General features: G+C 70.4%; 21 protein-coding genes. 9 read left to right on the plus strand and 12 right to left on the minus strand.

What is annotated here, in order from left to right; translation table 11 throughout:
• Positions 1-268 precede the first annotated feature (268 nt).
• The 8 genes from hrpA to ACJMK0_RS12955 form a co-directional block, all read right to left on the minus strand.
• Complete coding sequence (gene hrpA / locus ACJMK0_RS12920; RefSeq protein WP_405238822.1) at positions 269-4,024, minus strand: ATP-dependent RNA helicase HrpA; 3,756 nt, start codon at positions 4,022-4,024, stop codon at positions 269-271.
• Positions 4,024-5,352: an ATP-binding protein gene (locus ACJMK0_RS12925; protein ID WP_405238823.1), complete on the minus strand. Its 1,329-nt coding sequence runs from the start codon at positions 5,350-5,352 to the stop codon at positions 4,024-4,026. Before ACJMK0_RS12925 ends, hrpA begins: the two co-directional genes overlap by 1 nt.
• A gap of 178 nt (positions 5,353-5,530) precedes the next feature.
• On the minus strand, positions 5,531-6,235 hold the full coding sequence (locus ACJMK0_RS12930) for a response regulator transcription factor (protein WP_405238824.1): 705 nt from the start codon (positions 6,233-6,235) through the stop codon (positions 5,531-5,533).
• A gap of 59 nt (positions 6,236-6,294) precedes the next feature.
• Positions 6,295-6,600, minus strand: coding sequence for a PepSY domain-containing protein (locus tag ACJMK0_RS12935; protein WP_405238825.1), 306 nt, complete (start codon positions 6,598-6,600; stop codon positions 6,295-6,297).
• Between the two features lie 131 nt (positions 6,601-6,731).
• A complete protein-coding gene (locus ACJMK0_RS12940) occupies positions 6,732-7,421 on the minus strand; it encodes a glycine zipper 2TM domain-containing protein (protein WP_405238826.1) in 690 nt (229 codons plus the stop codon).
• 156 nt (positions 7,422-7,577) lie between these two features.
• Complete coding sequence (gene mazG, locus ACJMK0_RS12945; protein ID WP_405238827.1) at positions 7,578-8,378, minus strand: nucleoside triphosphate pyrophosphohydrolase; 801 nt, start codon at positions 8,376-8,378, stop codon at positions 7,578-7,580.
• A 3-nt stretch (positions 8,379-8,381) separates the two neighbouring features.
• Positions 8,382-9,023, minus strand: a complete 642-nt coding sequence (locus ACJMK0_RS12950; RefSeq protein WP_405238828.1) for a CoA pyrophosphatase — start codon at positions 9,021-9,023, stop codon at positions 8,382-8,384.
• A 4-nt stretch (positions 9,024-9,027) separates the two neighbouring features.
• On the minus strand, positions 9,028-10,416 hold the full coding sequence (locus tag ACJMK0_RS12955; protein ID WP_405238829.1) for a class II fumarate hydratase: 1,389 nt from the start codon (positions 10,414-10,416) through the stop codon (positions 9,028-9,030).
• Between the two features lie 149 nt (positions 10,417-10,565).
• On the opposite strand from ACJMK0_RS12955, the gene purB reads away from it, so the two are divergent.
• From purB to ACJMK0_RS12995, 8 genes are all read left to right on the plus strand, one after another.
• Positions 10,566-11,933 carry an adenylosuccinate lyase gene (purB, locus tag ACJMK0_RS12960; RefSeq protein WP_405238830.1) on the plus strand — a complete coding sequence of 456 codons (1,368 nt, stop codon included), beginning with the start codon at positions 10,566-10,568 and terminating at the stop codon, positions 11,931-11,933.
• 10 nt (positions 11,934-11,943) lie between these two features.
• Complete coding sequence (locus tag ACJMK0_RS12965; protein WP_405238831.1) at positions 11,944-13,101, plus strand: cupin domain-containing protein; 1,158 nt, start codon at positions 11,944-11,946, stop codon at positions 13,099-13,101.
• Positions 13,102-13,230: 129 nt separating this feature from the next.
• The gene (locus ACJMK0_RS12970; RefSeq protein WP_405238832.1) at positions 13,231-13,731 is read left to right on the plus strand and encodes a DUF7931 domain-containing protein; all 501 of its coding nucleotides are present in this window, start codon (positions 13,231-13,233) and stop codon (positions 13,729-13,731) included.
• Position 13,732: 1 nt separating this feature from the next.
• Positions 13,733-14,242 (plus strand): NUDIX hydrolase, encoded by a 510-nt coding sequence (locus ACJMK0_RS12975; RefSeq protein WP_405238833.1) that lies wholly within the window; start codon positions 13,733-13,735, stop codon positions 14,240-14,242.
• 43 nt (positions 14,243-14,285) lie between these two features.
• Positions 14,286-15,470: a tRNA 2-thiouridine(34) synthase MnmA gene (gene mnmA, locus ACJMK0_RS12980; protein WP_405238834.1), complete on the plus strand. Its 1,185-nt coding sequence runs from the start codon at positions 14,286-14,288 to the stop codon at positions 15,468-15,470.
• Between the two features lie 83 nt (positions 15,471-15,553).
• On the plus strand, positions 15,554-18,238 hold the full coding sequence (acnA, locus tag ACJMK0_RS12985; protein WP_405238835.1) for an aconitate hydratase AcnA: 2,685 nt from the start codon (positions 15,554-15,556) through the stop codon (positions 18,236-18,238).
• Between the two features lie 98 nt (positions 18,239-18,336).
• Positions 18,337-19,056: an SIR2 family NAD-dependent protein deacylase gene (locus ACJMK0_RS12990; protein ID WP_405238836.1), complete on the plus strand. Its 720-nt coding sequence runs from the start codon at positions 18,337-18,339 to the stop codon at positions 19,054-19,056.
• 19 nt (positions 19,057-19,075) lie between these two features.
• Positions 19,076-20,077, plus strand: coding sequence for a DUF2333 family protein (locus tag ACJMK0_RS12995; RefSeq protein WP_405238837.1), 1,002 nt, complete (start codon positions 19,076-19,078; stop codon positions 20,075-20,077).
• On the opposite strand, the gene ACJMK0_RS13000 is transcribed toward ACJMK0_RS12995, so the two are convergent.
• The 4 genes from ACJMK0_RS13000 to ACJMK0_RS13015 all read right to left on the minus strand — a co-directional run bounded on the left by ACJMK0_RS13000 (position 20,068) and on the right by ACJMK0_RS13015 (position 23,244).
• On the minus strand, positions 20,068-20,886 hold the full coding sequence (locus tag ACJMK0_RS13000) for an SGNH/GDSL hydrolase family protein (protein WP_405238838.1): 819 nt from the start codon (positions 20,884-20,886) through the stop codon (positions 20,068-20,070). The two genes, ACJMK0_RS12995 and ACJMK0_RS13000, sit on opposite strands and share 10 nt — an antisense overlap.
• Positions 20,883-21,629 carry a M48 family metallopeptidase gene (locus ACJMK0_RS13005; RefSeq protein ID WP_405238839.1) on the minus strand — a complete coding sequence of 249 codons (747 nt, stop codon included), beginning with the start codon at positions 21,627-21,629 and terminating at the stop codon, positions 20,883-20,885. Before ACJMK0_RS13005 ends, ACJMK0_RS13000 begins: the two co-directional genes overlap by 4 nt.
• Positions 21,626-22,351 (minus strand): DUF4097 family beta strand repeat-containing protein, encoded by a 726-nt coding sequence (locus ACJMK0_RS13010; RefSeq protein ID WP_405238840.1) that lies wholly within the window; start codon positions 22,349-22,351, stop codon positions 21,626-21,628. Before ACJMK0_RS13010 ends, ACJMK0_RS13005 begins: the two co-directional genes overlap by 4 nt.
• A gap of 92 nt (positions 22,352-22,443) precedes the next feature.
• Positions 22,444-23,244 (minus strand): hypothetical protein, encoded by an 801-nt coding sequence (locus ACJMK0_RS13015; protein ID WP_405238841.1) that lies wholly within the window; start codon positions 23,242-23,244, stop codon positions 22,444-22,446.
• 152 nt (positions 23,245-23,396) lie between these two features.
• On the opposite strand from ACJMK0_RS13015, the gene ACJMK0_RS13020 reads away from it, so the two are divergent.
• Positions 23,397-24,206 carry a TatD family hydrolase gene (locus ACJMK0_RS13020; RefSeq protein ID WP_405238842.1) on the plus strand — a complete coding sequence of 270 codons (810 nt, stop codon included), beginning with the start codon at positions 23,397-23,399 and terminating at the stop codon, positions 24,204-24,206.
• The last annotated feature ends 38 nt before the right edge of the window (positions 24,207-24,244 follow it).

Raw genomic sequence — 24,244 nt, forward strand, 5'->3', positions numbered from 1 at the left:
TCAATCGCGGCTGAAGCCGCTCCTAGCATTGTCTACCGGCTCCAGTCGGCCCGGACGACCCCGCAACCCGTGTCCGCCCGCTGACGTGCCCTTAGTCGTGAAAGATTGCACCAGTCAGTAAGCGCTGCTGACTGATGCTCCCTGCACGCCACCGCGAGCACGGCCGTCATGCGGGGGTATCCATCGCCGCGACCTTTTGTCGGGAGCAAGATGGATACCCCCGCAGGGCGGCCACAATAGAAGGGAAGCCCGACAGGAAGAGGTCGGGTCAGCGAGTCACGCCCGTGATGCGGTGCCAGAGTTTCTCCAGGCGCTTCGGCGAGATCTTGCCGCGGGTGCCGAGCTGCTGGGCGAACAGGGACACGCGCAGCTCCTCGATACCCCAGCGAAATTCGTCGATCAAAGCGCGCCGCTCGGCGTCGAGGGAGGCGCGGCGCTGCTCGAGTTGCGCGAGACGGCCGCGGCAGACCGCGATCTCCTGCGCATCCGCCCGGTCCCGGTCCGAGCCGGCCGGCAGTTTCGATGCACGCAGCTCGGCCGCCCGCAGATAGCGCGGCAGGGACTCCAGCGGCTGCGCCGGAGTGGCGCTGAGGAATCCCGGATACACCAGTGCCGCGAGCTGGGCATCGATATCCGCGCGGACGTCGTCCAGCCGCTCGGGCAGATCCGCGGCAGCCACCGCGGCGAGTCGCCGCGCCTCGAGTATCTCGCCGAGCAGGGTGGCCAGTCCCTCGCCCGCCCCCACCAGCTCGCTTCGGCCTGATTCCAGAAGCGCCTCATAGTCGCCGCGGTTTCGCACCGTCGCCCTGCGCTCCCGCGGGAACGCCCGACCGAACGCGGCGGCGACGAAATCCTCCGCCAGCTCGCCGGCGCCGCCCACGCCCGCCCAGGCGAGCTGCAAACGTCGGTCTCCTGTCACCTTCCCGCGTAGCAGTTTCTCCTGCTGCGGCAACGCGAGACGCAGCAGCCGCAAAACGCCGCCGGCATGGACCGTCGCCGCCTCGGTCTCGTCCCTCACGGACTCCACCGTCACGCCGTTCTCACGATCGGCCAGTACCGGGTGGCGTTCCAGACGCAAACCGCCTGATACCTCCTCCTGCACCCCCGGCAGTTCGCCGAAGTCCCAGTCGCGGTGCAGCGTCGGTCGGGCGTCGCCCGACGGAGCGGCGGCCGCCGGCGCTGCCTCTCCGACCTCCCCGCGCAGGGCTTCCAGATCCCGGCCGGCGGCGATCACGTGGTCGGCCTCGTCGGTAACTTCCAGGCGCAGCCTGAGGTGCTCCGGTTCGTCCGCCGTCACCGCCGGTATCTGATCGGGCGTGATACCGAATTCGCCGGCCAGGAAATCGGCCAGCGCCTGCTCCAGTTCGCCGCTGCCCGGCATCACCAGGTAGCGGGCGGCGAAGTCCGCGGCAGTGTCGGCGATGGGCTGCAGCCGCCGTCGCACCGACTTCGGCAACGAGCGCATGCGCAGTTCCGCCCGCTCCGCAACCAGGGGCGGCAGCGCGCGATCCAGCTCGGCCGGCTCCAGTTGCGCCAGCGCGGGCGCCGGCAGCCTCACCGTGGCGCCGTCGTCGGCTTCGCCGGGACGAAAGCGGTAGATGACAGGCAGATCCTGGCCCAGCAGCTCCACGGTGGCCGGCATCTCGGTGCCGCCACCGCCCGGGTCGCGGGCGAGATCCTGTTCCGGGAAGCAGAGTATTTCCGGGTTGCGCTTCGCGGCCTTGCGCAGCCAGCGGCGGAAGCTGCCCAGGTCGACCACGTGCTCCGGAATCTCGCGCTCGTACAGGGCCGCCATTTCGCCGTCGGGGATGAGCAGCGCCCGCCGCGACTCGCCCTCTTTCTCACGGATGCGCGCTATGGCCGCCTGATTGTGCCGCCAGAAGCGGTCACGGTGATTCGCCCTGCCATGCACCAGGGCCTCACGGATGAAGATGCGCCGCGACTCCGCCGGGTCGACGGGCCCGTAATTCACCCGCCGGCCGGCCGCCAGCGCCAGGCCGAACAGCGTGACGGTCTCGCTGGCCTCGACCCGCCCGCGGCGCGGGTTCCAGCGCGGTTCCTCGTAGGCGCGCTGGACGAGGTGGCCGGCCACGTCAAGGATCGGTGCGGGCTCGGTTCCGGCCACGGTGCGGGCGAACAGCCGGCTCGTGCGCACCAGCTCCATCGCGAACACCCAGGCCGGCGGTTTCCCGTGCAGGCCGGAAGAAGGATGCAGGTGGAAGACCGTACCGCGGGCGCCATCGTAACGGGCCGCCTCGTCCCGCCGGCCGATGTGCCCGAGCAATCCGGTCAGCAACGCCTTGTGCAGGGCCTCGCGGTCGCCGGCGCCGTGGGCGACCGGCATGCCGGCATCGCGGCACAGACCGGTGAGCTGGGAGTGGACCTCGCCCCATTCGCGCAGCCGGCGCGGCGAGAGGTAGCGCGCCTCGGCCCAGCGCTCTGCCTGCCGGCGGCTCGTGCCTCGCCGGGCCGCCCGCCAGGCGCGCCAGAGGTTCAGCAGTGACATGAAGTCCGATACCGGATCGGCGAACTCCTCCTGGGCCGCCCGGGCCTTCGCGCCCTCCTCCGGCGGGAAGAGCCGCGGATCCTGGCCGGCCAGCCCCGCCACGATCACCAGCGCGTCGCGCAGCTCGCCCCGCTCCTCGGCGGCCAGCAGCATGCGCGCGAGCCGGGGGTCCACCGGCAGGCGCGCCATGCGCCGGCCCGCCTCCGTGATCTCCCGCGCATCGTCAACGGCCTCCAGTTCGCCGAGCAGGCGATAGCCGTCCTGGACGTAGCGGGCATCCGGCGGATCGATGAACGGGAAGTCCTCCATCTCGCCCAGCCGGGCCGCCGCCATCTGCAGAATGACGCTCGCGAGGTTGGTGCGCCGGATTTCCGGGTCGGTGAAGGCCGGTCGCGCGGCGTAATCCTCCTCGTCGTAGAGACGCACGCAGATGCCCGGCGCGATGCGCCCGCAGCGGCCGGCCCGCTGGTTGGCGCTGGCCTGGCTGACCGGCTCCACCTGCAGGCGCTGGATCTTGCTGCGATACGAATAGCGGCTGATCCGGGCGAGGCCCGAGTCGATCACGGCCATGATGCGCGGGACGGTCAGCGAGGTCTCCGCCACGTTGGTGGCCAGCACGATCCGGCGCCTCCGACCGGGCCGGAAGACCCGCCCCTGGGACGTCTCGGACAGCCGGCCGTAGAGCGGCAGGATCTCCCAGCCCGCCTCGCCCCGGCGGGAACCCAGCCGGGCCCGCTCGAGGGCTTCGGCGGCCTCGCGGATCTCGCGCTCTCCGGGCAGGAACGTGAGGATGTCGCCGTCCGGCAGCTCGCCCATCAGCCGCCGGGCCGCCTCGGTGACCGCATCGGCCAGCTCGGTGTCGCCGGCCGGCGCCTCGTAGCGAATCTCCACCGGATAGCCGCGTCCCGACACCTCGATCACCGGCGCGTCGCCGAAGTGACGCGAGAACCGGCCGGGATCGATGGTGGCCGAGGTGATGATCACCTTGAGATCGGGCCGGCGGGGCAGCAGCCGCTTCAGGTAGCCCAGGATGAAGTCGATGTTGAGGCTGCGCTCGTGGGCCTCGTCGATGATCAGGGTATCGTAGCGGCGCAGATCGTGATCGAAGCCGAGCTCGTTCAGGAGGATGCCGTCGGTCATCAGCTTGACCCGCGTGCCGGGCTCGCTGCGATCGTCGAAGCGCACCTGGTAGCCGATGCCGCCGCCCAGCGGCAGACGGGTCTCCTCGGCGATGCGCGCGGCCACCGAGCGGGCCGCCAGGCGACGCGGCTGGGTGTGGCCGATCATGCCGTCGATGCCGCGGCCGAGCTGCAGGCAGATCTTCGGCAGCTGGGTGGTCTTGCCGCTGCCGGTCTCGCCGCACACGACCACCACCGGATGCTCCCGGACGGCGTCGGCGATCTCCCCCGCCCGGGCGGAGATCGGCAGGGCGTCCGGAAATTCCAGATGGGGCCGGTGCGCCCGGCGTGCCTCCGCCTGCCGCTGCCGCCGGCCTCCCCTGCGCGCCGGCCCGCTCATCACGGCGGCAGGCGCACCGTCACCCGGGCGCCGCCCAGATCCGACCGACCCACCTCGACGCCACCCCGGTACGCTTCGGCGAGTTCCACGACCACGCTGAGGCCGATGCCCTGGCCCGGCTTGGTCTCGTCCAGCCGCCGGCCGCGTTCCAGCAGCGAACGGTCTCCGCCGTCGGGGATGCCGGGACCGTCGTCCTCCACCGTCAGCACCAGCCCCTGCCGCGGCGAGACCCCGTCAGCCGCGCGGGTGGCGGTGACCCGCACCCGGCTCTCGCCCCACTTGTGGGCGTTCTCCATCAGGTTGCCGGCGAGTTCCAGCAGGTCGCCCCGGTCGCCGTAGAACCTCAGGCCCGGCTCCACGTCCAGCTCGCAGCGCAGCCCCCGGTCCCGGTAGACCTTCTGCAGACCGTCCGCGAGCTTGCCAAGCTCCGCCTCCACCGGCACCGGCTCCGTGCCCAGGGTGGCGCCGGTACCGGCCAGGGGCTTGGCGAGCTGGTAGCGCACGATCTCCTCCATGCGGCCCACCTGGTCGGCCAGCGCGTCCCGCCCGCCTTCGCCTTCCAGCAGGGAGCGCATCGCGGCCAGCGGCGTCTTCAGGCTGTGGGCCAGGTCCTGGAGGGTGCGCCGATGGCGCTCGGCACGGGCCCGCTCGCTGTCGATCAGCTGGTTCAGGTTGCGGGCCACGCCGGCCAGTTCGGCCGGGTAGCCGGCGGACATCGCGGGCCGCTCGCCGGCCTCGATCTCGGTGATCTCGGATTCGATCTGCGCCAGCGGGCGCAGCAGCCAGCGCAGCAGCAACGCGAGCGAGGCGAGCAGCAGCGCCGCCACCAGCCCGAACCACACCAGCAGCTGGCGCCGGAAGCTGGCGACCTGGGCGTTCAGCGAATCGAGCCCCGCCGCCACGTGGACGATGTAGGCCTGCACGGTGCCGTCAGGGAACTCCCAGTCGATGCCCATGCTGAGCGCGAGCAGCGGCGTGCCGTCGGTCAGTTCGATGCGCCGAAAGCGCCGCTCGCCGGTGGCCGGCGCCGCGCCCCAGGGGATGTCGATGCCGATGGCCGAGTCCGAGCGCCAGACCGGTCCGTCGCCGCGCCGCACGAGGGCGCCGTACAGCCCGGACCCCGGCGAGCCGAACAGCGGCTCCGGGAGGTCGACGGGCAGCACCAGCGTATTGCCGTCCGCGGGTTCGGCGGCCGCGAGCAGCATGATCATGCGGCTGTCCAGCAGGTCCCGCTCGGCCTCCAGCGCAGCGCTGCGGAAGGCGGAATCCAGTACGCCCACGATGAGGCCGAAGAAGACCAGCAGCAGGAGCGTGCCCGAAACGAGCACGCGGAGCCTCAGTGATTGACCGGGCGACGGCCCGGGGGACTGTCCGGGCGATGGCCCTGGTGACTGGCCGGGCGACGGCCCTGGTGACTGGCCGGGCGATTGCCCTGGTGACTGGCCGGGCGATTGCCCTGGTGACTGGCCGGGCGATGGCCCGGGCGGCCCGGCCGCGGGTCCGGACTCAGTCACCGCCGCCGGTGGACGCCTCGCCGGCGCGCTCCAGTGCGAAACGATAGCCCCGGCCGCGCAGGGTCTCGATCGGCTTCAGCGTGTTGTCCGGATCGAGCTTGCGCCGCAGCCGTCCGACGAAAACCTCGATCACGTTGCTGTCGCGCTCGAAGTCCTGGTCGTACAGTCGCTCGGTGAGTTCGGTCTTGGACACGACCTGTCCAGCCCGCAGCATCAGGTGTTCCAGCAGCTTGTACTCGTGGCCCGTGAGCTCGACGGCGCGGCCGTCCACCTTCAGCTCCTGGGCCGCAGTGTCCAGGGTAATCGGGCCCGCGACCAGCTCTGAGGAAGCCCAGCCGCCGGCCCGCCTCAGCAGCGCGTTCACCCGCGCGATGATCTCCTCGACGTGGAACGGCTTGGCCACGTAGTCGTCCGCGCCCGCGCCGAGTCCGTCCACCTTGTCCTGCCAGCGGTCCCGCGCGGTCAGGATCAGGATGGGATACGCATGGCCTTCCTGACGCAGCGTGGTGATGATCTCCAGGCCGCTCATCTTCGGCAGGCCGAGGTCGACCACCGCCAGGTCCACCGGATACTCGCGGGCGTAGTACAGCCCCTCCTCGCCGTCCTTCGCCGTCTCCACGCCGAAGCCGGCTGAACGCAGCCGGGCCGCGAGGGACTCGCGGATGATCTCCTCGTCCTCGATGATCAGAAGTCGCATAGGGTCAGAGCCGTGTCGATGGCGTATCGATGGCGCACGGATGCCGCGGCGGGCCGGCCTCAGCGATCCCCGGCCGGGATCCGCACGGTGCGCACACGGCCCTCGCGGGTGAGCACCTTGATCACGTGGACCCGGCGCCCGTTCTGCTCCCGGGTCTCGGCCTCGAGGATGCGCCCGCCGTACTCCCGTTTCACCCGGGCCACTGCCTCGCTCAGGCTGACCTCGTCCCGTACGGCCGCCATGCCGGCGGACTGCGGCGGCAGGACGGATCCAGGACCGACCGCATGAGCCGGCGCGGCGGAGGCCGCCACTCCTAGCACGAGGGCGAACAGGAGCGGCGGTGCGAGGCGGAGAGTCTGCTTCATAAGGTGATTTTCGGCCCTGGAGACGGGCTTTGCAACGGAACACGACACGCGTGGGAAATCCGGCCCGTCACGCCCCGCGGACCGCGGCGCCGTCCCTGGCGCCGAAGCCCGCCGTCCGATCGTGCGCCGACTCAGTAACGCACGGGTTCGACTTCCACCCGCACCCGGATGCGGTCGCCCGGATCGTAGTCCGTGCGGGTGGTGTAGGTCTGACCCCGGTAGCGGTAGGTGACCCGGTAGCCGTCGATCCGCTCTTCGGCGTCCGTGCGGTAACGGGTCTCGCAGCGGGTCACCGGCCGTGAGTGCCGCTCGTACGCACCGTAGTCGTCGTAACGCTCGTCGTACTCCCGGCCGCGGCTGGCGCGCTCGTTACCGATGGCGGCGCCCACCAGCGTGCCCACCAGGGTCATCGCATCGCGGCCCTTGCCGTCGCCGAACTGACGGCCGATCACGCCGCCGATGATGCCGCCGGCGATGGTGGCGCCGGCTTCGCTGCGGCGCGGCCTGTCGTGACGGTCGTAGCGGCTATAGTCGTCATAGCGCTCGTCATAGCGGTCATAGCGCGTCTCTTCCCAGCATTCGCGCACCGGGGTGCGCACCCGCACGTGGCGGACGATGGGATCGACATCGACGACCCGGGCGTAGTCGTAGCCGGCGCCATGGTCGCTGGCGGGGCGCCAGTCCCGGCCGGGGTCGGCCAGGGCAGGACCCGCCGACAACAGCGCACCGCCGATCAGGGCCGTCGCCGCGACCGCCGCCGCTGCCGCAGCACTGCTGCGACGGCTGCCGGTGATCCGGCGGACTCGGTTTCGATTGAACATGGCTGACTCCTTCTGCTTCCATGAGCACCCGGGTTCGAAAACCCGTTACTCCCGGGTGTGGGAAGGAGCATAGGCCGGCGGTGCTGAACGGGTCCTGAACGTCGCGAAACGTAACGATCGTCGTCCCGGGGCTGCTCTTGGCCGCCCCCTGGCGCCTTACTTTCGGGGCGCCGCGGCCTCCTCCGCCTTGACCGCCTGCCAGAGGTCTTCCAGCTCGCCTGCGTCCAGCGCGGCCACCGGAGCGCCCCGGGCGGCCGCCGCGGCCTCCAGCGCCCGGAAGCGCCGCTCGAACTTCCGGTTGGCAGAGGCCGCCGCAGCCTCCGCATCCACCCCGGTATGCCGGGCCAGATTCACCAGCGAGAAGAACAGATCGCCGATCTCGTCCTCGATGCGCTCCCGCTCGCCCGCCTCCAGCTCCCGGTCGAGTTCCGCCAGTTCCTCGTCGATCTTGCGGCGCACGCCCGCGGCATCCGGCCAGTCGAAACCGGCGCCCGCGGCGCGGCCCGCCAGCTTCTGGGCCTGCTTCAGCGCCGGCAGGGCCCGCGGGATCCCGTCCAGCAGGCTGGCGGAGGCGCCGTGCCGCTCCTCCCGCTCGGCCGCCTTGATCGCTTCCCAGTTGCGCCGCACGCTGGCCTCGTCGGCCGGCGCTCCGCCGCCGAAGATGTGCGGATGGCGCCGCTCGAGCTTGTCGCTGATGGCACCGGCGACGTCCTGGAAGTCGAAATCCCCGGCCTCTTCGGCCATGCGGGCGTGGAAGACCACCTGCAGCAGGAGGTCGCCGAGTTCGTCTTTAAGGCCTTCCGTGTCGCCGCGATGTATCGCGTCCGCCACCTCATAGGCCTCCTCGATGGTATAGGGCGCGATCGTGGTGAAGGTCTGGCGGCGGTCCCACTCGCAGCCGCTCTCCGGATGCCGGAGCCGGGCCATGATATCAAGCAGTTTCGAGATATTTTGCATTACTTACTGTTTTAAATGTCTTTCCAGTTTGTGATGCAGCGTGACGAGCATCGACGCTGTCGCGCCCCAGATCCGGTGGCCGCCGTAGCGGTATTCATACACCGGTATCTCGGCGCCCTCGAACTCCCGCCAGGCCCGGTGCAGATTGCGCGGGTCCATGAGGAAGTCGAGGGGCACCTCGAAGGCCTCCTCCACCTCCGCCGGGTCCGGTCGGATCGGGAAGCCCTGGTGGATCAGCCCGACCACCGGCGTGACTGCGTAGCCGGTGATGGTCAGGTGCGGCTCCAGGTAACCGGCGATGCGGACGTGGCCGCGGGGCAGGCCCACCTCTTCTTCGGCCTCCCGCAGCGCGGCGTCCGTGACGTCCCGGTCCTCCGGCTCCATCCGGCCGCCGGGGAAACTCACCTGGCCGGGATGATGGCGCAGATCCGGTGAACGCCGGGTGAACAGCACGTGGTAGTCCGCCCCCCGGGCGAGCAGCGCGATGAGGACGCCTGCCGGCGTCTTGCGCCCCGCGAAGCGCCTGCGCAGCGCCTCGGGCACGTCGCCGTAGGCCGAGGGCGGAGTCGCCAGCGTCGGGTCCCGGGGCGCGGCGCTGTCCGCCAGCGCCGCCAGGATGCGCTCGCGCAGCGCGCTGATGCTCATCGACTCAATGCTTTATGCCGCCCCGGGTCAGGTCGGCCGGGTCGAGCAGCCGGTCCAGCTCCTCGTCCGTGAGATCGGTCATCTCGCGGGCCACGTCCTTCACAGGCCGACCTTCGGCGTAGGCCTTTTTGGCGACGGCCGCGCCCTTCTCGTAGCCGATCACCGGATTCAGCGCGGTCACCAGGATGGGGTTGCGGTCCAGCGCCTCGTTCAGGCGGTCGCGGTTGACGGTGAAGCCGGCCACCGCCCGGTCGGCGAGCACGGTCGCGCCGTTGGCGAGCACATCGATGCTCTGCAGGAGGTTGTAGGCCACCACCGGCAGCATCACGTTCAGCTGGAAATTGCCGGCCTGTCCGGCCACGGTGATGGTGGCGTCGTTGCCGATGACCTGGGCCGAGAGCATGGTCACCGCCTCCGGGATCACCGGATTCACCTTGCCGGGCATGATGCTCGAGCCGGGCTGCAGAGCCGGCAGCGCAATCTCGCCGAGTCCGGCCAGCGGCCCGGAGTTCATCCAGCGCAGGTCGTTCGCGATCTTCATGAGGCTGACGGCGACGACCTTCAGCTGCCCCGAGAGCTCCACCGCCGTGTCCTGGCAGGACAGGGCCTCGAAGCAGGAGTCGGCGGTGGTGAACGCTACGTCGGTGCGCTCGGCCAGCAGCGTGGCCACCTTGGACCCGAACTTCGGATGGGCATTGATGCCGCTGCCCACGGCGGTGCCTCCCTGGGCCAGCGCGCAGAGCCGGGGCATGACGGCGCGGATGCGCTCGGCGCCGTGCTCCACCTGGGTCTTCCAGGCGTCCAGCTCCTGGCCGAGGGTGACCGGCATGGCGTCCATGAGGTGGGTGCGGCCGGTCTTCACCACGTCCGCGTTCTCCTTCGCCTTGTCGCCGAGCACCTCCGCCAGGTGCTCCAGGGCCGGCAGCAGCTTCTCCGTGACGTCCAGCGCAGCACTCACGTGGATGGCGGTGGGGATGACGTCGTTGGAACTCTGGCCCATGTTGACGTCGTCGTTCGGGTGGATGTCGTCCACGCCGTACTGCCGCGCCAGGCGCGAGATCACCTCGTTGGCATTCATGTTCGACGACGTACCCGAACCGGTCTGGAACACGTCCACCGGGAAGTGGGCGTCGTGCTCGCCGTCCGCCACGGCCGCCGCCGCCTTCTGGATGGCCGCCGCCCGCGGGCCGGTGAGCAGGCCCAGTTCGGAGTTGGCGCCGGCCGCTGCCCATTTCACCAGGCCCAGCGCGCGGATGAAGCTGCGCGGCATGGTGAGACCGCTGATCGGGAAGTTGTCCACGGCGCGCTGGGTCTGTGCGCCCCACAGCGCGTCGGCCGGGACCTGGAGTTCGCCCATGCTGTCTTTCTCGGTGCGGAATTTGCTGTCAGTCATCGTCTGGCTCTCGCCTTTGCTGTCACGGAGTATGTGGCTCCGGCGGCCGCCCGGAGCGGTCCCGGCCGGGTCTAGGGTGGTGTATGATTCGCGCTTTGCCGAGCCAAGTCCAGGCCGCCTCCCGGCGGACAGAAAGCGGCTGACCGAATATGGAACTGACCACGCTGCGCGCCATCTCCCCCGTCGACGGCCGCTATGCCTCGAAGGCGGCGCCGCTGCGGGACGTCTTCAGCGAATTCGGGCTGATCCGGTTCCGGGTGCTGGTGGAAGTCCGCTGGCTGCAGTTCCTGGCGGATGAGCCGGCCATCGCCGAGCTGCCCCCGCTGCCCGGCCACCTGAAGGACATGCTGAACCGCATCGTCGACGGCTTCGCCGGCGAGGACGCCGCCCGCGTCAAGGCCATCGAGTCCACCACCAACCACGACGTGAAGGCGGTGGAGTATTTCCTCGGCGAGCGCCTGGGCGAGGGCGCCGATGCGGCGCGGGTGCGGAGCTTCATCCATTTCGGCTGCACCTCCGAGGACGTGAACAACCTGGCCTACGCGCTCATGCTGCGCCACGGCCGCGACGACGTGCTGCTGCCGGCGATGCGCGAGCTCGGTGCCTCGCTCGATGCCATGGCCCGCCAGCACGCCGGCCTCGCCATGCTGTCGCGCACCCATGGCCAGACGGCCAGCCCGACCACGCTGGGCAAGGAGATCGCCAACGTGGCCGAGCGCCTGCGCCTGCAGAGACGCGGTCTGCAGCAGGTCGCGGTCCGCGGCAAATTCAACGGCGCCGTCGGCAACTTCAACGCCCACGCGGCGGCGTACCCGGACGTGGACTGGCCGGCGCTGTCCGCGCGCTTCGTGGAATCCCTCGGCCTCGCGCCGAACGCCTTCACCACCCAGATCGAACCCCACGACTGGATCGCCGAGTACTGCCATGCGCTGAGCCGCTACAACACGGTGCTCACCGACCTGTGCCGGGACGTCTGGGGTTACATCTCGCTCGGCTATTTCCGCCAGCGCCGGGTGGAAGGCGAGGTGGGCTCCTCCACCATGCCGCACAAGATCAACCCGATCGATTTCGAGAATGCAGAGGGCAACCTGGGCGTCGCCAACGCGCTGCTGGGCCACTTCGCGGACAAGCTGCCGATTTCCCGCTGGCAACGGGACCTGACCGACTCCACCGTACTGCGCAACCTCGGAGTGGCGCTGGCGCACAGCCTGATCGCCATCGAGTCGGCCCGCCGCGGGCTCGCCAAGCTGCAGGTGGACCCGGAGCGCATCGGCGCCGACCTGGAAGGCGCCTGGGAGGTGCTCGGCGAAGCGGTGCAGACGGTGATGCGCCGCTACGGCATCGACGAGCCCTACGAGAAGCTGAAGGCGCTGACCCGCGGACGACGCATCGACCGCGACGCCATGGCCGCGTTCATCCGCTCGCTGGAGATCCCCGAGGCCGAGAAGGAACGTCTCCTCGCGCTGACACCGTCGACCTACACCGGGCTCGCGGAGAGCCTGGCCCGCTCTCGCTGACCGGCCAGGCATGACCGTTCCGCCGGCGCTGCAACTGCCCGGCTGCCTGACCCAGGCCGGGTTCCTGTCGCGCTACTGGCAGAAGCGTGCCCTGTTCCTGCCCGGCGCCCTGCCCGGCTTCCGCCCGCCGCTGACCGTCGACGAACTCGCGGGACTGGCGTGCGAGCCCGAGGTGGAGTCCCGGCTGGTCTTCACGGAACGAGGCGCCGGCGCCGTACGCTACCGCGCCGAGACCGGCCCGTTCGAGCCCGGGTATCTCGCCGCCCTGCCCCCATCCGACTGGACGCTGCTGGTCCACGACCTGGACCGTCATCTGCCGGAGCTGCGCTCCCTGTTGCTGGCCCCACGCTTCCTGCCGGCCTGGCGCATGGGCGACCTCATGGCGAGCGTGGCCGCCCCCGGCGGCTCCGTGGGGCCGCACCGGGACAGCTATGACGTCTTTTTGCTGCAGGGCGAGGGACGGCGGCGCTGGCAGCTGGGCAGCGGCGCCCCGGCGCGGGCGAGTTCCGGGCTGCGGCTGCTGGAGGATTTCCGCGCGGAGGAGGAATTCGTCTGCGGGCCTGGCGATGCACTCTACGTGCCGCCGGGCGCCGGCCATCACGGGGTCGCCGAGACACTCTGCACCACCTGGTCCCTGGGGCTGCAGGCGCCGCTCGTCCGCGACCTGGCACTGTACCTGGACCTCGATGCCCGGGAGATCGAGCCGGACCGGCGCTACGCCGATCCCGACCTGGTGCCCGAAGAGTGCCGGGGCGGCGTCATCCACCCGGCCGCGGTCCGCCGCTGCCGCGCCGCCCTGCCCGACGCGGCCGGTGTGGACGACGACGATATCGCCGAAGCCCTCGGGCGTCTGGTCACCCTGCCGAAGCCGGGCCATCGCCCGCAACCCGCGACGCCGGCCGAGACCGCCGCGATCGTGGCGGCGGCGGGCGAAGGGCGGCCGCTCCGGGCCGCGCAGTCGGCCTGTTTCCGCGGCAGCGCGGGCCCTGTGCTCTGCGCCGCCGGCGAGTCCTTCCCGGTGCCGGAAGCGGCCTGGCCGCTGGCCTGCCGGCTCGCCGGCGCCGAGGGCGCCGAGGGTCTCGTCATAGCCCCGCCGCCGGACGAGGCGGCCGAAAGCCTGCTCACGCTGCTCGCCCGCCACGGCCTTGTCGAGACACTACCCGGCTGAGAACCGTTCTCATCACGTCATCCGGGCCCGAAAACGTGACGCAGTTGGCACGGTCGCCGGCATCCCCCCGCTTAACATCATCCGTCCGACGGGCGACCCGTAATCCATCAGCCAGCGGACCTGCCAAGGATGAGCGAGAAGAAGGCGAAAGAGCACGAACGGCGCGTCATCTCCACCCGGGAGGAGATGCGCCGGGCGGCGATCGATATCGCCAAGACCGCCAATCGCAGCCTCGCCATCTTCACCCACGACCTCGAGCCGGGCATCTATGACGACCTGGACTTCCTGGAGGTCATCAAGCGGCTGATCCTGTCCCGCGCCTATGCGCGGGTGCGAGTGCTGATCGCGGACCCCTCCCGCGCCATCAAGAACGGCAACCGCTTCGTCGCGCTGGGCCGCCGGCTCAACAGCTTCATCGAGTTCCGCCACGTGCGCGAGGACTATCGCAATCACCGCGAGGCCTATTGCATCGCCGACGGTGGCGGTATCGTCTACCGGCTGGACGCCTCGCGCTGGGAGGGCATCGTCGACCATAACGTGCCCGCGGTCACCGACATGTACCTGACCACCTTCGACGAGATCTGGCACGCGAGCGAGGTGGAGCACGAGTTCCGCCGGCTCAATATCTGACATGAGCGACGCACCGGCCGGCATCGAGACCGACCTTACGGTGGCCGCCGTGGTCGAGCGCGAGGGGCGCTTCCTCATGGTGGAGGAACGCGCCCACGGCGAGATCGTCTTCAACCAGCCCTCGGGGCACCTCGAGCACGGCGAGAGCCTCGAGCAGGCCGTGGTGCGGGAGATGCTGGAGGAGACCGGCCGCGGCTTCATGCCCCGGGAACTCGTCGGCATGTATCGGTGGCGCCACCCGGACAACGGCCGCCACTACCTGCGCATCGCCTTCACCGGCGCCTGCACGGCCCGCGACCCGTGCCGCTCCCTGGACGAGGTCATCGTCCGCACCCACTGGATGAGCCGTGGCGAGATCGCCACGCGTGTCGATAGCCTGCGCTCGCCCATGGTCTTGCGCTGCATCGACGACTACCTCGCCGGGGTACGGCTGGCACCAGGTGATTTCGCCCCGTTGCGGCCGCTGCCCGAGAACCTGGAACGGGCCACCCGTATCGCCGCTGTCGTGTGACCCCGCCTCGCCCGGGCATCCGGCGCCGCGGTAGAATCCACGCATGACGGAAACGGCGCACAAGGGCCGTCGGGTGGTCGTGGGGCTGTCCGGCGGCGTGGACTCCTCGGTGGCGGCACTGTTGCTCGCGCAGCAGGGCTACGAGGTGCACGCGCTGCACATGACCAACTGGGACGAGGACGAGGAAGGCTACTGCAGCGCGGCCGAGGAACTGCAGGACGCGCGGCGGGTCTGCGAGCACCTCGGCATCCCCCTGCACCACGTCAACTTCGCGCCGGAATACCGGGAGCGGGTCTTCGAGGACTTCCTCGCCGACTACCGGGCCGGCTACACCCCGAACCCGGACGTCCTCTGCAACCGGGAGATCAAGTTCGGGGTATTCCGCGACTACGCCCGGCGCCTGGGCGCGGAGCTGATCGCCACCGGCCACTACGCCCGGGTGGAACACCGCGACCCGCCACGGCTGCTGAAGGGCGCCGATCCCGGCAAGGACCAGAGCTATTTCCTGCACCAGGTGGCGGCGGAGGCTCTCGCCGAGACCTTGTTCCCGCTGGGAGCGCTGACCAAGGCCGAGGTGCGCCGCCTCGCCCGCGACCACGGCCTGCCCACCCACGACAAGCGCGACAGCACCGGCATCTGCTTCATCGGCGAGCGGCCGTTCCGGGAGTTCCTGTCCCGCTACGTCGCCGCCGAGCCCGGCCCCATCGTGGACGAGGCCGGCCGCGAGATAGGCCGCCACCACGGCCTGCCCTACTACACGCCGGGCCAGCGCCAGGGCCTCGGCATCGGCGGCCGGCGCGATGCCGGCGAGGCGCCCTGGTACGTCGCCACCCGGGATTTCGCCGCCAATACCCTCGTGGCCGTCCAGGGCCCGGATCACCCGCTGCTCTACAGCGGATCGCTGAGCGCCGCCGCGGTGCACTGGATCGGCGGCCCGCCGGCAGAGCTGGCCGACGGCGGCACCCTGGCCTGCAGCGCGAAGGTGCGCTACCGCCAGCCCGACCAGGCCTGCCGCGTGCGCCGGGGCACGGGGGAAACGATCGAGGTACGGTTCGACTCGCCCCAGCGCGCCGTCGCGCCGGGGCAGTTCGTGGTCTTCTACCAGGGCGAGGTCTGCCTCGGCGGCGGGCGCATCCGCGCCGCGCACGGAACAGCCGGCGATCGTGCCCGCGGCCACGCCGAAGACGAGGCGCGCATGGCCGCTCGCGGACGGCGCGCGGCCTCCTGATCCGTTATAATTGCGGGCTCTGGATCAACCATTTTCCAACCGGCTGCCCGTCACACGGCCCTGTTGCACACACCGGAGGATTTATGAAGGACAGCTTCGGCGCTCGTTCGACGCTCGAGGTCGGCGGCAAGCAATACGAGATATTCAGGCTCGACGCCGTCAGCGAAGGGCACGTCGCCCGACTCCCCTACTCGCTCAAGATCCTGCTCGAGAATCTGCTGCGACACGAAGACGGCCGTGACGTCACCCGCGAGGACATCGCGGCGCTGGCCAACTGGGACCCGAAGGCCGAGCCGAGCCAGGAGATCTCCTTCACCCCTAGCCGCGTGATCCTGCAGGACTTCACCGGCGTGCCGGCGGTGGTGGACCTCGCCGCCATGCGCGACGCGGTGGTCGACCTCGGCGGCAAGGCCGCGGACATCAACCCGCTGTCCCCCGCGGAGCTGGTGATCGACCACTCGGTGCAGGTGGACCGCTACGGCACCGCGAACGCATTGGACCTTAACAACAAGATCGAGTTCCAGCGCAACAAGGAGCGCTACTCCTTCCTGCGCTGGGGCCAGACCGCCTTCGATAACTTCAAGGTGGTGCCGCCGAACACGGGCATCGTCCACCAGGTGAACCTGGAATATCTGGCCCGGGTGGTCTTCGAGAAGGAGGCCGACGGCAGGCTCTCCGCCTACCCGGACACGCTGGTGGGCACAGACTCCCACACCACCATGGTCAACGGCCTGGGGGTGCTCGGCTGGGGCGTCGGCGGCATCGAGGCCGAGGCGGCCATGCTCGGCCAGCCCATCACCATGCTCATCCCGCAGGTGATTGGCTTCAAGCTGAGCGGCCGCCTGTCCGAGGGCACCACCGCCACGGACCTGGTGCTGACGGTGACGGAGATGCTGCGCGAGAAGGGCGTGGTCGGCAAGTTCGTCGAGTTCTTCGGCGACGGTCTCGCCCACCTGCCGCTCGCCGACCGCGCCACCATCGGCAACATGTCGCCGGAGTTCGGCTCCACCTGCGCCATCTTCCCGATCGACGGCGAGACGGTGCGCTACCTCGAGCTCTCCGGGCGCGAGCCGGCGCACATCGAGATGATCGAGGCCTACGCGAAGGAACAGGGTCTGTGGCGCGAGGAAGGCGAGCCGGACGGCTACTACACCGATGTGCTCGAACTGGACCTCGGCGACGTGGAGCCCAGCCTGGCGGGACCGAAGCGGCCCCAGGACCGCATCCCGCTGAAGAACGCGAAGACTCGTTACCGGGAGGTCCTTGGCCCGATGGTCGAGGAGCGCGGCGACAAGGGCAGCGGCGAGGCGAAGGTGAAGATGGAAGGCCAGGAGTTCGAGATGAGCGACGGCGCCGTCCTGATCGCGGCCATCACGAGCTGCACCAACACCTCCAATCCGGCGGTCATGGTAGGCGCCGGCCTGCTGGCCCGCAACGCCCGCGAGCGCGGCCTGACGGTGAAGCCGTGGGTCAAGACCAGTCTCGCCCCCGGCTCCAAGGTGGTCACCGACTACCTGGAGAAGTGCGAGCTGATGGACGACCTGGACGCGCTGGGCTTCTACCTGGTGGGCTACGGCTGCACCACCTGCATCGGCAACTCCGGGCCGCTGAAGGACGAGATCCACGAGGCCGTCGAGTCCTCGGGCCTGATCGGCTGCAGCGTGCTCTCCGGCAACCGCAACTTCGAGGGACGCATCCACCCGCTGGTGAAGATGAACTTCCTCGCCTCGCCGCCGCTGGTGGTCGCCTACGCCATCGCCGGCACCATGGACGTGGACATCTACGCGGATCCCATCGGCGAGGACGCCGACGGCAAGCCGGTCTACCTGAAGGACGTCTGGCCGTCCCAGAAAGAAATCCAGGAGATGATCCTGAAGAACATCGACTCCGAGATGTTCCGCTCGAGCTACGCGGAGGTCTTTGCCGGCGACGAGAACTGGAACGGGCTGGACGTGCCCGAGGGCGAGATCTACACGTGGGACGAGGACTCCACCTACGTGAAGAACCCGCCCTACTTCGAGGGCATGAGCGCCGAACCCGCCGACATCGCCGACATCGGCGGCGCCCGGGTGCTGGCCCTGCTCGGCGACTCGGTCACCACCGACCACATCTCCCCGGCCGGCAGCATCGCCAAGGACAGCCCGGCGGCGGAATACCTGCAGGCGCAGGGCGTGGAGCCGAAGGACTTCAACTCCTACGGCTCGCGCCGCGGCAACCACGAGGTGATGATGCGCGGCACCTTCGCCAACATCCGGCTGCGCAACGAGCTCGCGCCCGGCACCGAGGGCGGCTGGACCCGTCATCAGCCCTCCGGCGACCAGATGAGCATCTACGACGCCTCCTTGCGCTACCGGGAAGACGGCGTGCCGCTGGTGGTCATCGCGGGCAAGGAATACGGCACCGGCTCCTCCCGTGACTGGGCGGCCAAGGGCACCCTCCTGCTGGGCGTGAAGGCGGTCATCGCCGAGAGCTTCGAGCGCATCCACCGCTCCAACCTGATCGGCATGGGCGTGCTGCCCCTGCAGTTCAAAGACGGCGAGAACGCGGAGAGCCTCGGCCTCGACGGCACCGAGACCTACGACATCACCGGCCTGGCCGGGCGTTCCGGCAAGACGGTGAAGGTCACCGCCACGCCGGCCGAGGGCGATCCGATCCAGTTCGAGGCCGTCGTGCGCATCGACACGCCGAAGGAGCAGGATTACTACGCCCACGGCGGCATCCTGCACTACGTCCTGCGCCAGCTCGCCGGCAGCCCGAAGGCGGCCTGATCGGTCTGATCGGTCTAACCGGCCTGATAGCTATCGGCGCGTCCCCGGTACAGATCCCCGCAGCGCTCGTCCGGGCGCTGCGGGAGTCACGCCACCTCATGGTGCTGTGCGGCTCCGGCGTCTCCGCCGAGAGCGGCGTGCCAACCTTCCGCGACGCGATGACGGGGCTGTGGGAGCACTACGACCCGATGCAGCTCGCCACGCCGGAGGCCTTTGCCGCCGACCCGGCGCTGGTCTGGCAGTGGTACCAGTGGCGCCGTCGGCTCGTGCACGAGGTGGAACCGAATCCGGCGCACTACGCGCTGGCGGAGCTGCAGACACTGCTGCCCCGGCTCACTCTGGTCACCCAGAACGTGGACGGCCTGCATCAGCGGGCGGGCAGCAGCGACGTGGTGGAGTTCCACGGCAACCTGCTGACCGATATCTGCTCCGCCCCGGGCTGCGGTTTTCGCGGCGAGGGCCTGGACACAGGCAGTGGCGGCGACGAGACGAGCGGACCGCCGCCCTGCCCCGACTGCGGCGCCGGGCTGCGACCGGCGGTGGTCTGGTTCGGCGAAGCCATCCCGGAGGACGCGCTGGATCGGGCCTTCGCAGCCGTGGCCGACTGCGACCTGTTCTTCTCGGTGGGGACCTCCTCGCTGGTCTACCCGGCGGCAGGCCTCGCCGAGCAGGCGCTGGCGGCCGGCGTGCCGGTGGTCGAGATCAACCCGAACGAGACGCCGCTCACCCGTGCCGCGGATCATGTAATCTCGGGGCCGGCGGGAACCGTTCTGCCCGCCGTGGTCGAATCACTGCAGCAACCGGAACACCAGCACTGAAGGAACAGGGGAAGCGTCAATGGTCCTGGAGAAACTTAAGCCCGGCAAGCTGCCGGCCGGCGCGCGCAACGCCGGACTGATCGTCCTGGGCGTGCTCCTGGTGTTCATGCTGGGGCTGTCCTGGTACTGGTCACGCACGCCTGATCTCTTCTGGGTGAATGCCGAGATCGACGGCGAGCCGGCCCCGGTGGGCTATGCCACGGCGGACACGCTGATCCGGGTGGCCGAGACGCTGCTGGAGAAGCCCGGCGGCTATCTGACCAACGACGTCGCGCCGCCCAGCGTGTTCCTGGACAACATCCCCAACTGGGAATTCGGCGTACTCACCCAGGTGCGCGACCTGGCTCGGGTGATGCGCAACGACTACAGCCGCTCCCAGTCCCAGTCCACCGAGGACCCGGACCTGGCCGTGGCGGAGCCGAAGTTCTTCTTCGACAACAACTCCTGGATACTGCCCACCACCGAGAGCCAGTACCGGGAGGCCATCTCCGGCTTCACGAGCTATCGCGACCGGCTCACCGGCGCGGCGACGCCCGAGGCCCGTTTCTTCGCCCGCGCCGACAACCTGCGCGAGTGGCTGGCCCAGATCGAGAAGCGCCTCGGCAGCCTGTCCCAGCGGCTCACCGCCAGCGTCGGCCAGAGCCGGGTCAACACCGACACCGCAGGCGAACCCGCCGCCGCGGTCAGCCCGGGCGGCGGCGACGAGGTCATCGTGAAGACACCCTGGCTGGAACTCGACGACGTGTTCTTCGAGGCCCGGGGCAACGCCTGGGCGCTGATCCATTTCCTGCGCGCCGCGCAGATCGACTTCGGCGACGTGCTGGACGACAAGAACGCCACGGTGAGTCTGCGCCAGATCATCCGCGAACTGGAGGCGAGCCTGGCGCCGATGCGCAGCCCGATGGTGCTGAACGGGGGCGGCTTCGGCATCTTCGCCAACCACTCGCTGGTGATGGCCTCGTACCTCTCGCGGGCCAACGCCGCCGTGATCGACCTCAGGGATCTCCTCGATCAGGGCTGAGGCGGTACTTCAACAATACCGTCCAACGGATTGTTTTTAATTACTTCCGCGATCTGATTCGCCCAGGTCTCGTAAGCCACGTCCGACGGATGGTAGCCGTCGGTGGCGAGATAGCGGCGCTCCCTGGGGAACTCGCCCTCCATCACGATCACGCGCCCGGGGCGGGCCAGAGCCCGCCGGGCGTCGCAGAGGGCCAGCCCGCGATGGCCCAGCAGCCAGCGCAGCGGATATGGCAGCAGCCTGAACAGATGGAACGGCGGCACGGGTGCCACGAAGATCCGCTCGCAGCGCTCGCCGAGCAGCGACAGCACCGACCCCAGGTCCCGCAGCCAGCGCGGGACGCTGCTCAGTCCGCTGGTGTCGTTGGCGCCGAGCAGGACCACGGCGACGTCGGCGCCCAGCAGGTCCCGGTGCCGGCGCAGTTTCTGCGCGAGGCCTGCCGCGCGGATGCCGTTCTCCCCCACCACCTGCCAGCGCACCGGCCGGCCCTGCTCCCGGTGCAGAGCATCCGCCAGCCGGGGCGCCAGCGCCGCTTCCGGCCGGGTGGCGCCGACGCCCACGGCGGTGGACTCGCCGACCACCAGCAGGCGCAGGGGCGTCTCGCCATCGGAGACATCACCGGAAGCGTCGCCGGGGCCATTGTCGGAGCCATCGTCGGGCCGAACGCCGGCGGCCGTATCGTCGAGCACCGGCGGCAGCCGGACCGCGTTACGCCGAGTCCAGAGGCCCTGCCCGACCGCGATCGGCGCGAGCAGCGGCAGCCCCGCCCAGAAGCGCAGCAGATGGTGCCGCCGGCTGCCTCGTCTCAATACAGCCCCAGCCAGGCAGGCACCCGGGTCCAGGCCTCGCCGAGCTCCCGGTCCAGACGCCGGTAGTCGGGTTCCAGGCGGCCGACCAGCTGCCAGAAACGCCGCGAGTGATTCATGTGCCGGGCGTGGCAGAGCTCGTGGATCAGCAGATAGCGCACCAGCTCCGGGCGCAGGAACAGCAGGCAGTAGTTGAGGCTGATCGTGCCGCGGCCGGAATGGCTGCCCCAGCAGGTGCGCTGGGCGCGGATCTGCAGACGGCTGTAGCCCAGCCCCGTGATGGCCGAGAGCTGCTCCAACTGGCGCCCGAGATGGTCGCGGGCGCGCCCTGCCAGCCAGCGCCGCAGGGCGTCGACCACCAGCGCGTCGTCGGCCACCGGGCCGCTCAGCACCAGCCGGTCGCCGAGGTCGCGGCAGCGCACCGCCCGACCCTCACGGGCCCGGTAGTGCACGGGCCAGCTCGCATCCAGTGCGGGCAGGCGGATTTCTTCCGGCGGCGCCGGGTCCTCGGCCGGATAGCGCACGGCGAACTCGGCACGGGCCCGATCGATCCAGGCCCGGTTCTCGCGCACGAACGCCTCCACGTCCCGCGGCCTGGCACGGCGAGGCGTCACCACCTCCACGCGGCCGCGCGGGAAGACCTTGATGGACATGCGCCGCGCACGGGGACTCTCGCGCACCACGAAATCGTCGGCCGGGACCGACGGCGCCGGCCGGGAGAACAGCGACAGCTGATCCGGCTTCACTGCAGCGTGGGCTCCGGGCCGGCGAAACGCACGATGTCCTCTTCACCAAGCACGCCTTCGACACCGCCGATCTCGGCGTCCTCGCTCACGTAGACTTCCGCGTCGTCCTCGAATTCCAGCACGCCCTCCACGAGGCTGCCCGGCCCGATGATGATGCGCGGCACCCCACCGGCCATGCCGCCGCCGCGGTCGACCCGCAGTCTGCCCGCGATAACACTGCTGCCGCTGAGGGTCACGTCGGCCGATACGGTGGTCACGTCGCCGCCCACCCTCGCGTCGCGCAGGCGTATGCTGCCGCTGACGGCGCCGAGGTCACCGCCGACTTCGGCGCCGATACCGAGCCGGATATCGCCGTTCACGAGTTCGATCTCCCGCTCGACCCGGGCCGACTCACCGAGTGTGACGTCGCCGTTGACCGTATTGATGCTGCGGGCACCGGCGCCGGGGCCGAGGGTGACCGGGCCATTCACCGTATTGATGCCGGCGACGGCGGCGTCGCGATCGACGTTCACGCGGCCGTTCACCGTGGAGAGTTCGCCGGTCACTTCGGCGCCCGGTCCCACGTCGATACGGCCGTTGATGACTGCCGCGCCGGAGCTGCGCTCGCCGGCGGCGATTGCGACATCCTTGTTGACGCCGACCTCGCACCCGCTCGCGGATACGGCCAGCAACAGAGCCAGGACGCACCGGACCGGCGCCGAACGGAACAAACGTGTCTGCATGGTTCTCTCCCCATCCCCGGAAGCGGGACAGGACGAAACCCTGCGGCAAGTCCGCGCGGGCGTCAAGGCCGGTAAAGCGGGTTTCGGCCGGGTTATCTGGTCGATGCGCTCAGTTTCTCGAGCACGGCGCGGGCGCGGCGGTAATCCGGCGCCAGCATGAGCGCGTGCTCCGCGGCATCGCGGGCGGCCAGTACCTCTCCCGCCGCCATGGACAGCTCGGCCCGAACGGCCGCCGTCTCGGCCTCGCCCCAGTCCGGCCGGCCCCGGACGGGCGGCAGGGCCATGGCGTAGCGCTCCGCGGCCCGATCGAGCAGTTTCGCCGGCGTGCCCCAGCCCTCCGCCAGCGACGGCTGGCGCATCAGGCTGACCGCCGCGAGCAGCAGGACACGGGGATTGTCGGGTTCGAGTTCCCGGGCAGCGCGCAGGTGCCGGCGCGCCCGCGTCGCCGAGAGCAGCGCCGTCAGGTTGCGGGAGGCGTCCAGGGCCGCGCAGGCACCCGCCAGCGCCAGTGCGTCGGCGAATTCCTCCTCCGCCTCGTCTGCCGCGGCCAGGGCCTGTTCCTCGCAGCGCTCCAGGTAGGGGCTGTCGGCCCGACCCGCCTGCGGCGCCAGCTCGCCCGCCCGGTAGGCCGCATAGGCCGCCTGGTAGCGCAGCAGCGGCTTCAGCCCGCCGCGCGCCCGCTCGTCCGCGAGCTCCGCGGCCAGCCGGTCGAGGGTGTCGAAATCCGCCTCGAACACGGCGAACTGGATGCGCGCGGCCAGGTCGGACAGCTCGTCCATGTCCACGGCCGACTGTGCCGGGGCCGCCAGGACAAGCCCGACGACGGCAAGGACGATTGCGAGATGCCGCGCGAGATGCCGCGTGAGATGCCGTTTGAGCAATGGGATTGCCATCCGGGAAGCCTACCGCGGATCGCAGCCTCGCCCTGTGCGCCAGGTCACTTTCCGCGCCTCCCGTCGGCCCCGGCCCGAGGCCGCAGCCGCGCCGACTTGTCTGGCGGCAGGGCTGCCATTAGGGTGTGCGTCCACCGGCAGCGAGGCGGACCATGGACCCGTTCGATTTGATCGACATCGGCGCGAATCTCGCCCACGACAGCTTCGACGACGACCGCGAGGCAGTGCTCGAGCGGGCGGCCGCGGCCGGCGTGCGCCGCATCGTCGTGACCGGCAGCAGCGTGGAGAGCAGCGAACGGGCCGCCGACCTGGCCGCGGCCTGGCCGGGCCGGCTGTTCGCCACCGCCGGCATGCATCCTCACCACGCCGACGACTGGGACGAACGCGTGCGAGACGCCCTGCTCGCCGTCACGGCACGGCCGGGCGTGGTCTCCATGGGAGAGTGCGGCCTCGACTATTTCCGCAACTATTCCTCCCACGAGAACCAGCGGCACGCCTTCGCCGAACAGCTGGAACTGGCGGCCCGCACCGACCTGCCCGTCTTCCTGCATCAGCGCGACGCCCACGAGGACTTCCTGGAGGTGCTGACACCGCGCCTGCCGGATCTGACCCGCGCCGTGGCCCACTGCTTCACCGCCGGCGAGGCGGAGCTGGAGGCCTACCTGGAGCTGGGGCTCTACATCGGCATCACGGGCTGGATCTGCGACGAGCGCCGCGGGCTGCACCTGCGGGAACTCGTGTCGCGCATCCCCGCCGACAGGCTCCTGCTGGAGACCGACGCGCCTTACCTGCTGCCGCGCACCATCCGCCCGCGGCCGAAGACCCGGCGCAACGAGCCGGCCTGGCTGCCCTGGGTGCTGGAGACGGTGGCCGAGGCCCGCGGGGTTTCCGAGGAGGAACTCGCCCGCCAGACCACGGCGAACGCGGAGCGTTTCTTCGCCCTGCCCGCCGACGACGGCTGAGCAGCGCCGCCTTCCGGCCCGGCGCCGGGCCGGTCCCG

The sequence above is a fragment of the Lentisalinibacter orientalis genome (assembly GCF_040706535.1).
Classification (GTDB): domain Bacteria; phylum Pseudomonadota; class Gammaproteobacteria; order Steroidobacterales; family Woeseiaceae; genus Lentisalinibacter; species Lentisalinibacter orientalis.

Excerpts from the sequence above, each read along its gene's own strand:
- hrpA (WP_405238822.1), bottom strand. The coding sequence starts at position 4,024 with ATGAGCGGGCCGGCGCGCAGGGGAGGCCGGCGGCAGCGGCAGGCGGAG.
- ACJMK0_RS12930 (WP_405238824.1), bottom strand. The coding sequence starts at position 6,235 with ATGCGACTTCTGATCATCGAGGACGAGGAGATCATCCGCGAGTCCCTC.
- ACJMK0_RS12935 (WP_405238825.1), bottom strand. The coding sequence starts at position 6,600 with ATGAAGCAGACTCTCCGCCTCGCACCGCCGCTCCTGTTCGCCCTCGTG.
- ACJMK0_RS12940 (WP_405238826.1), bottom strand. The coding sequence starts at position 7,421 with ATGTTCAATCGAAACCGAGTCCGCCGGATCACCGGCAGCCGTCGCAGC.
- mazG (WP_405238827.1), bottom strand. The coding sequence starts at position 8,378 with ATGCAAAATATCTCGAAACTGCTTGATATCATGGCCCGGCTCCGGCAT.
- ACJMK0_RS12950 (WP_405238828.1), bottom strand. The coding sequence starts at position 9,023 with ATGAGCATCAGCGCGCTGCGCGAGCGCATCCTGGCGGCGCTGGCGGAC.
- ACJMK0_RS12955 (WP_405238829.1), bottom strand. The coding sequence starts at position 10,416 with ATGACTGACAGCAAATTCCGCACCGAGAAAGACAGCATGGGCGAACTC.
- purB (WP_405238830.1), top strand. The coding sequence starts at position 10,566 with ATGGAACTGACCACGCTGCGCGCCATCTCCCCCGTCGACGGCCGCTAT.
- ACJMK0_RS12965 (WP_405238831.1), top strand. The coding sequence starts at position 11,944 with ATGACCGTTCCGCCGGCGCTGCAACTGCCCGGCTGCCTGACCCAGGCC.
- ACJMK0_RS12970 (WP_405238832.1), top strand. The coding sequence starts at position 13,231 with ATGAGCGAGAAGAAGGCGAAAGAGCACGAACGGCGCGTCATCTCCACC.
- ACJMK0_RS12975 (WP_405238833.1), top strand. The coding sequence starts at position 13,733 with ATGAGCGACGCACCGGCCGGCATCGAGACCGACCTTACGGTGGCCGCC.
- mnmA (WP_405238834.1), top strand. The coding sequence starts at position 14,286 with ATGACGGAAACGGCGCACAAGGGCCGTCGGGTGGTCGTGGGGCTGTCC.
- acnA (WP_405238835.1), top strand. The coding sequence starts at position 15,554 with ATGAAGGACAGCTTCGGCGCTCGTTCGACGCTCGAGGTCGGCGGCAAG.
- ACJMK0_RS12990 (WP_405238836.1), top strand. The coding sequence starts at position 18,337 with ATGGTGCTGTGCGGCTCCGGCGTCTCCGCCGAGAGCGGCGTGCCAACC.
- ACJMK0_RS12995 (WP_405238837.1), top strand. The coding sequence starts at position 19,076 with ATGGTCCTGGAGAAACTTAAGCCCGGCAAGCTGCCGGCCGGCGCGCGC.
- ACJMK0_RS13010 (WP_405238840.1), bottom strand. The coding sequence starts at position 22,351 with ATGCAGACACGTTTGTTCCGTTCGGCGCCGGTCCGGTGCGTCCTGGCT.
- ACJMK0_RS13015 (WP_405238841.1), bottom strand. The coding sequence starts at position 23,244 with ATGGCAATCCCATTGCTCAAACGGCATCTCACGCGGCATCTCGCGCGG.
- ACJMK0_RS13020 (WP_405238842.1), top strand. The coding sequence starts at position 23,397 with ATGGACCCGTTCGATTTGATCGACATCGGCGCGAATCTCGCCCACGAC.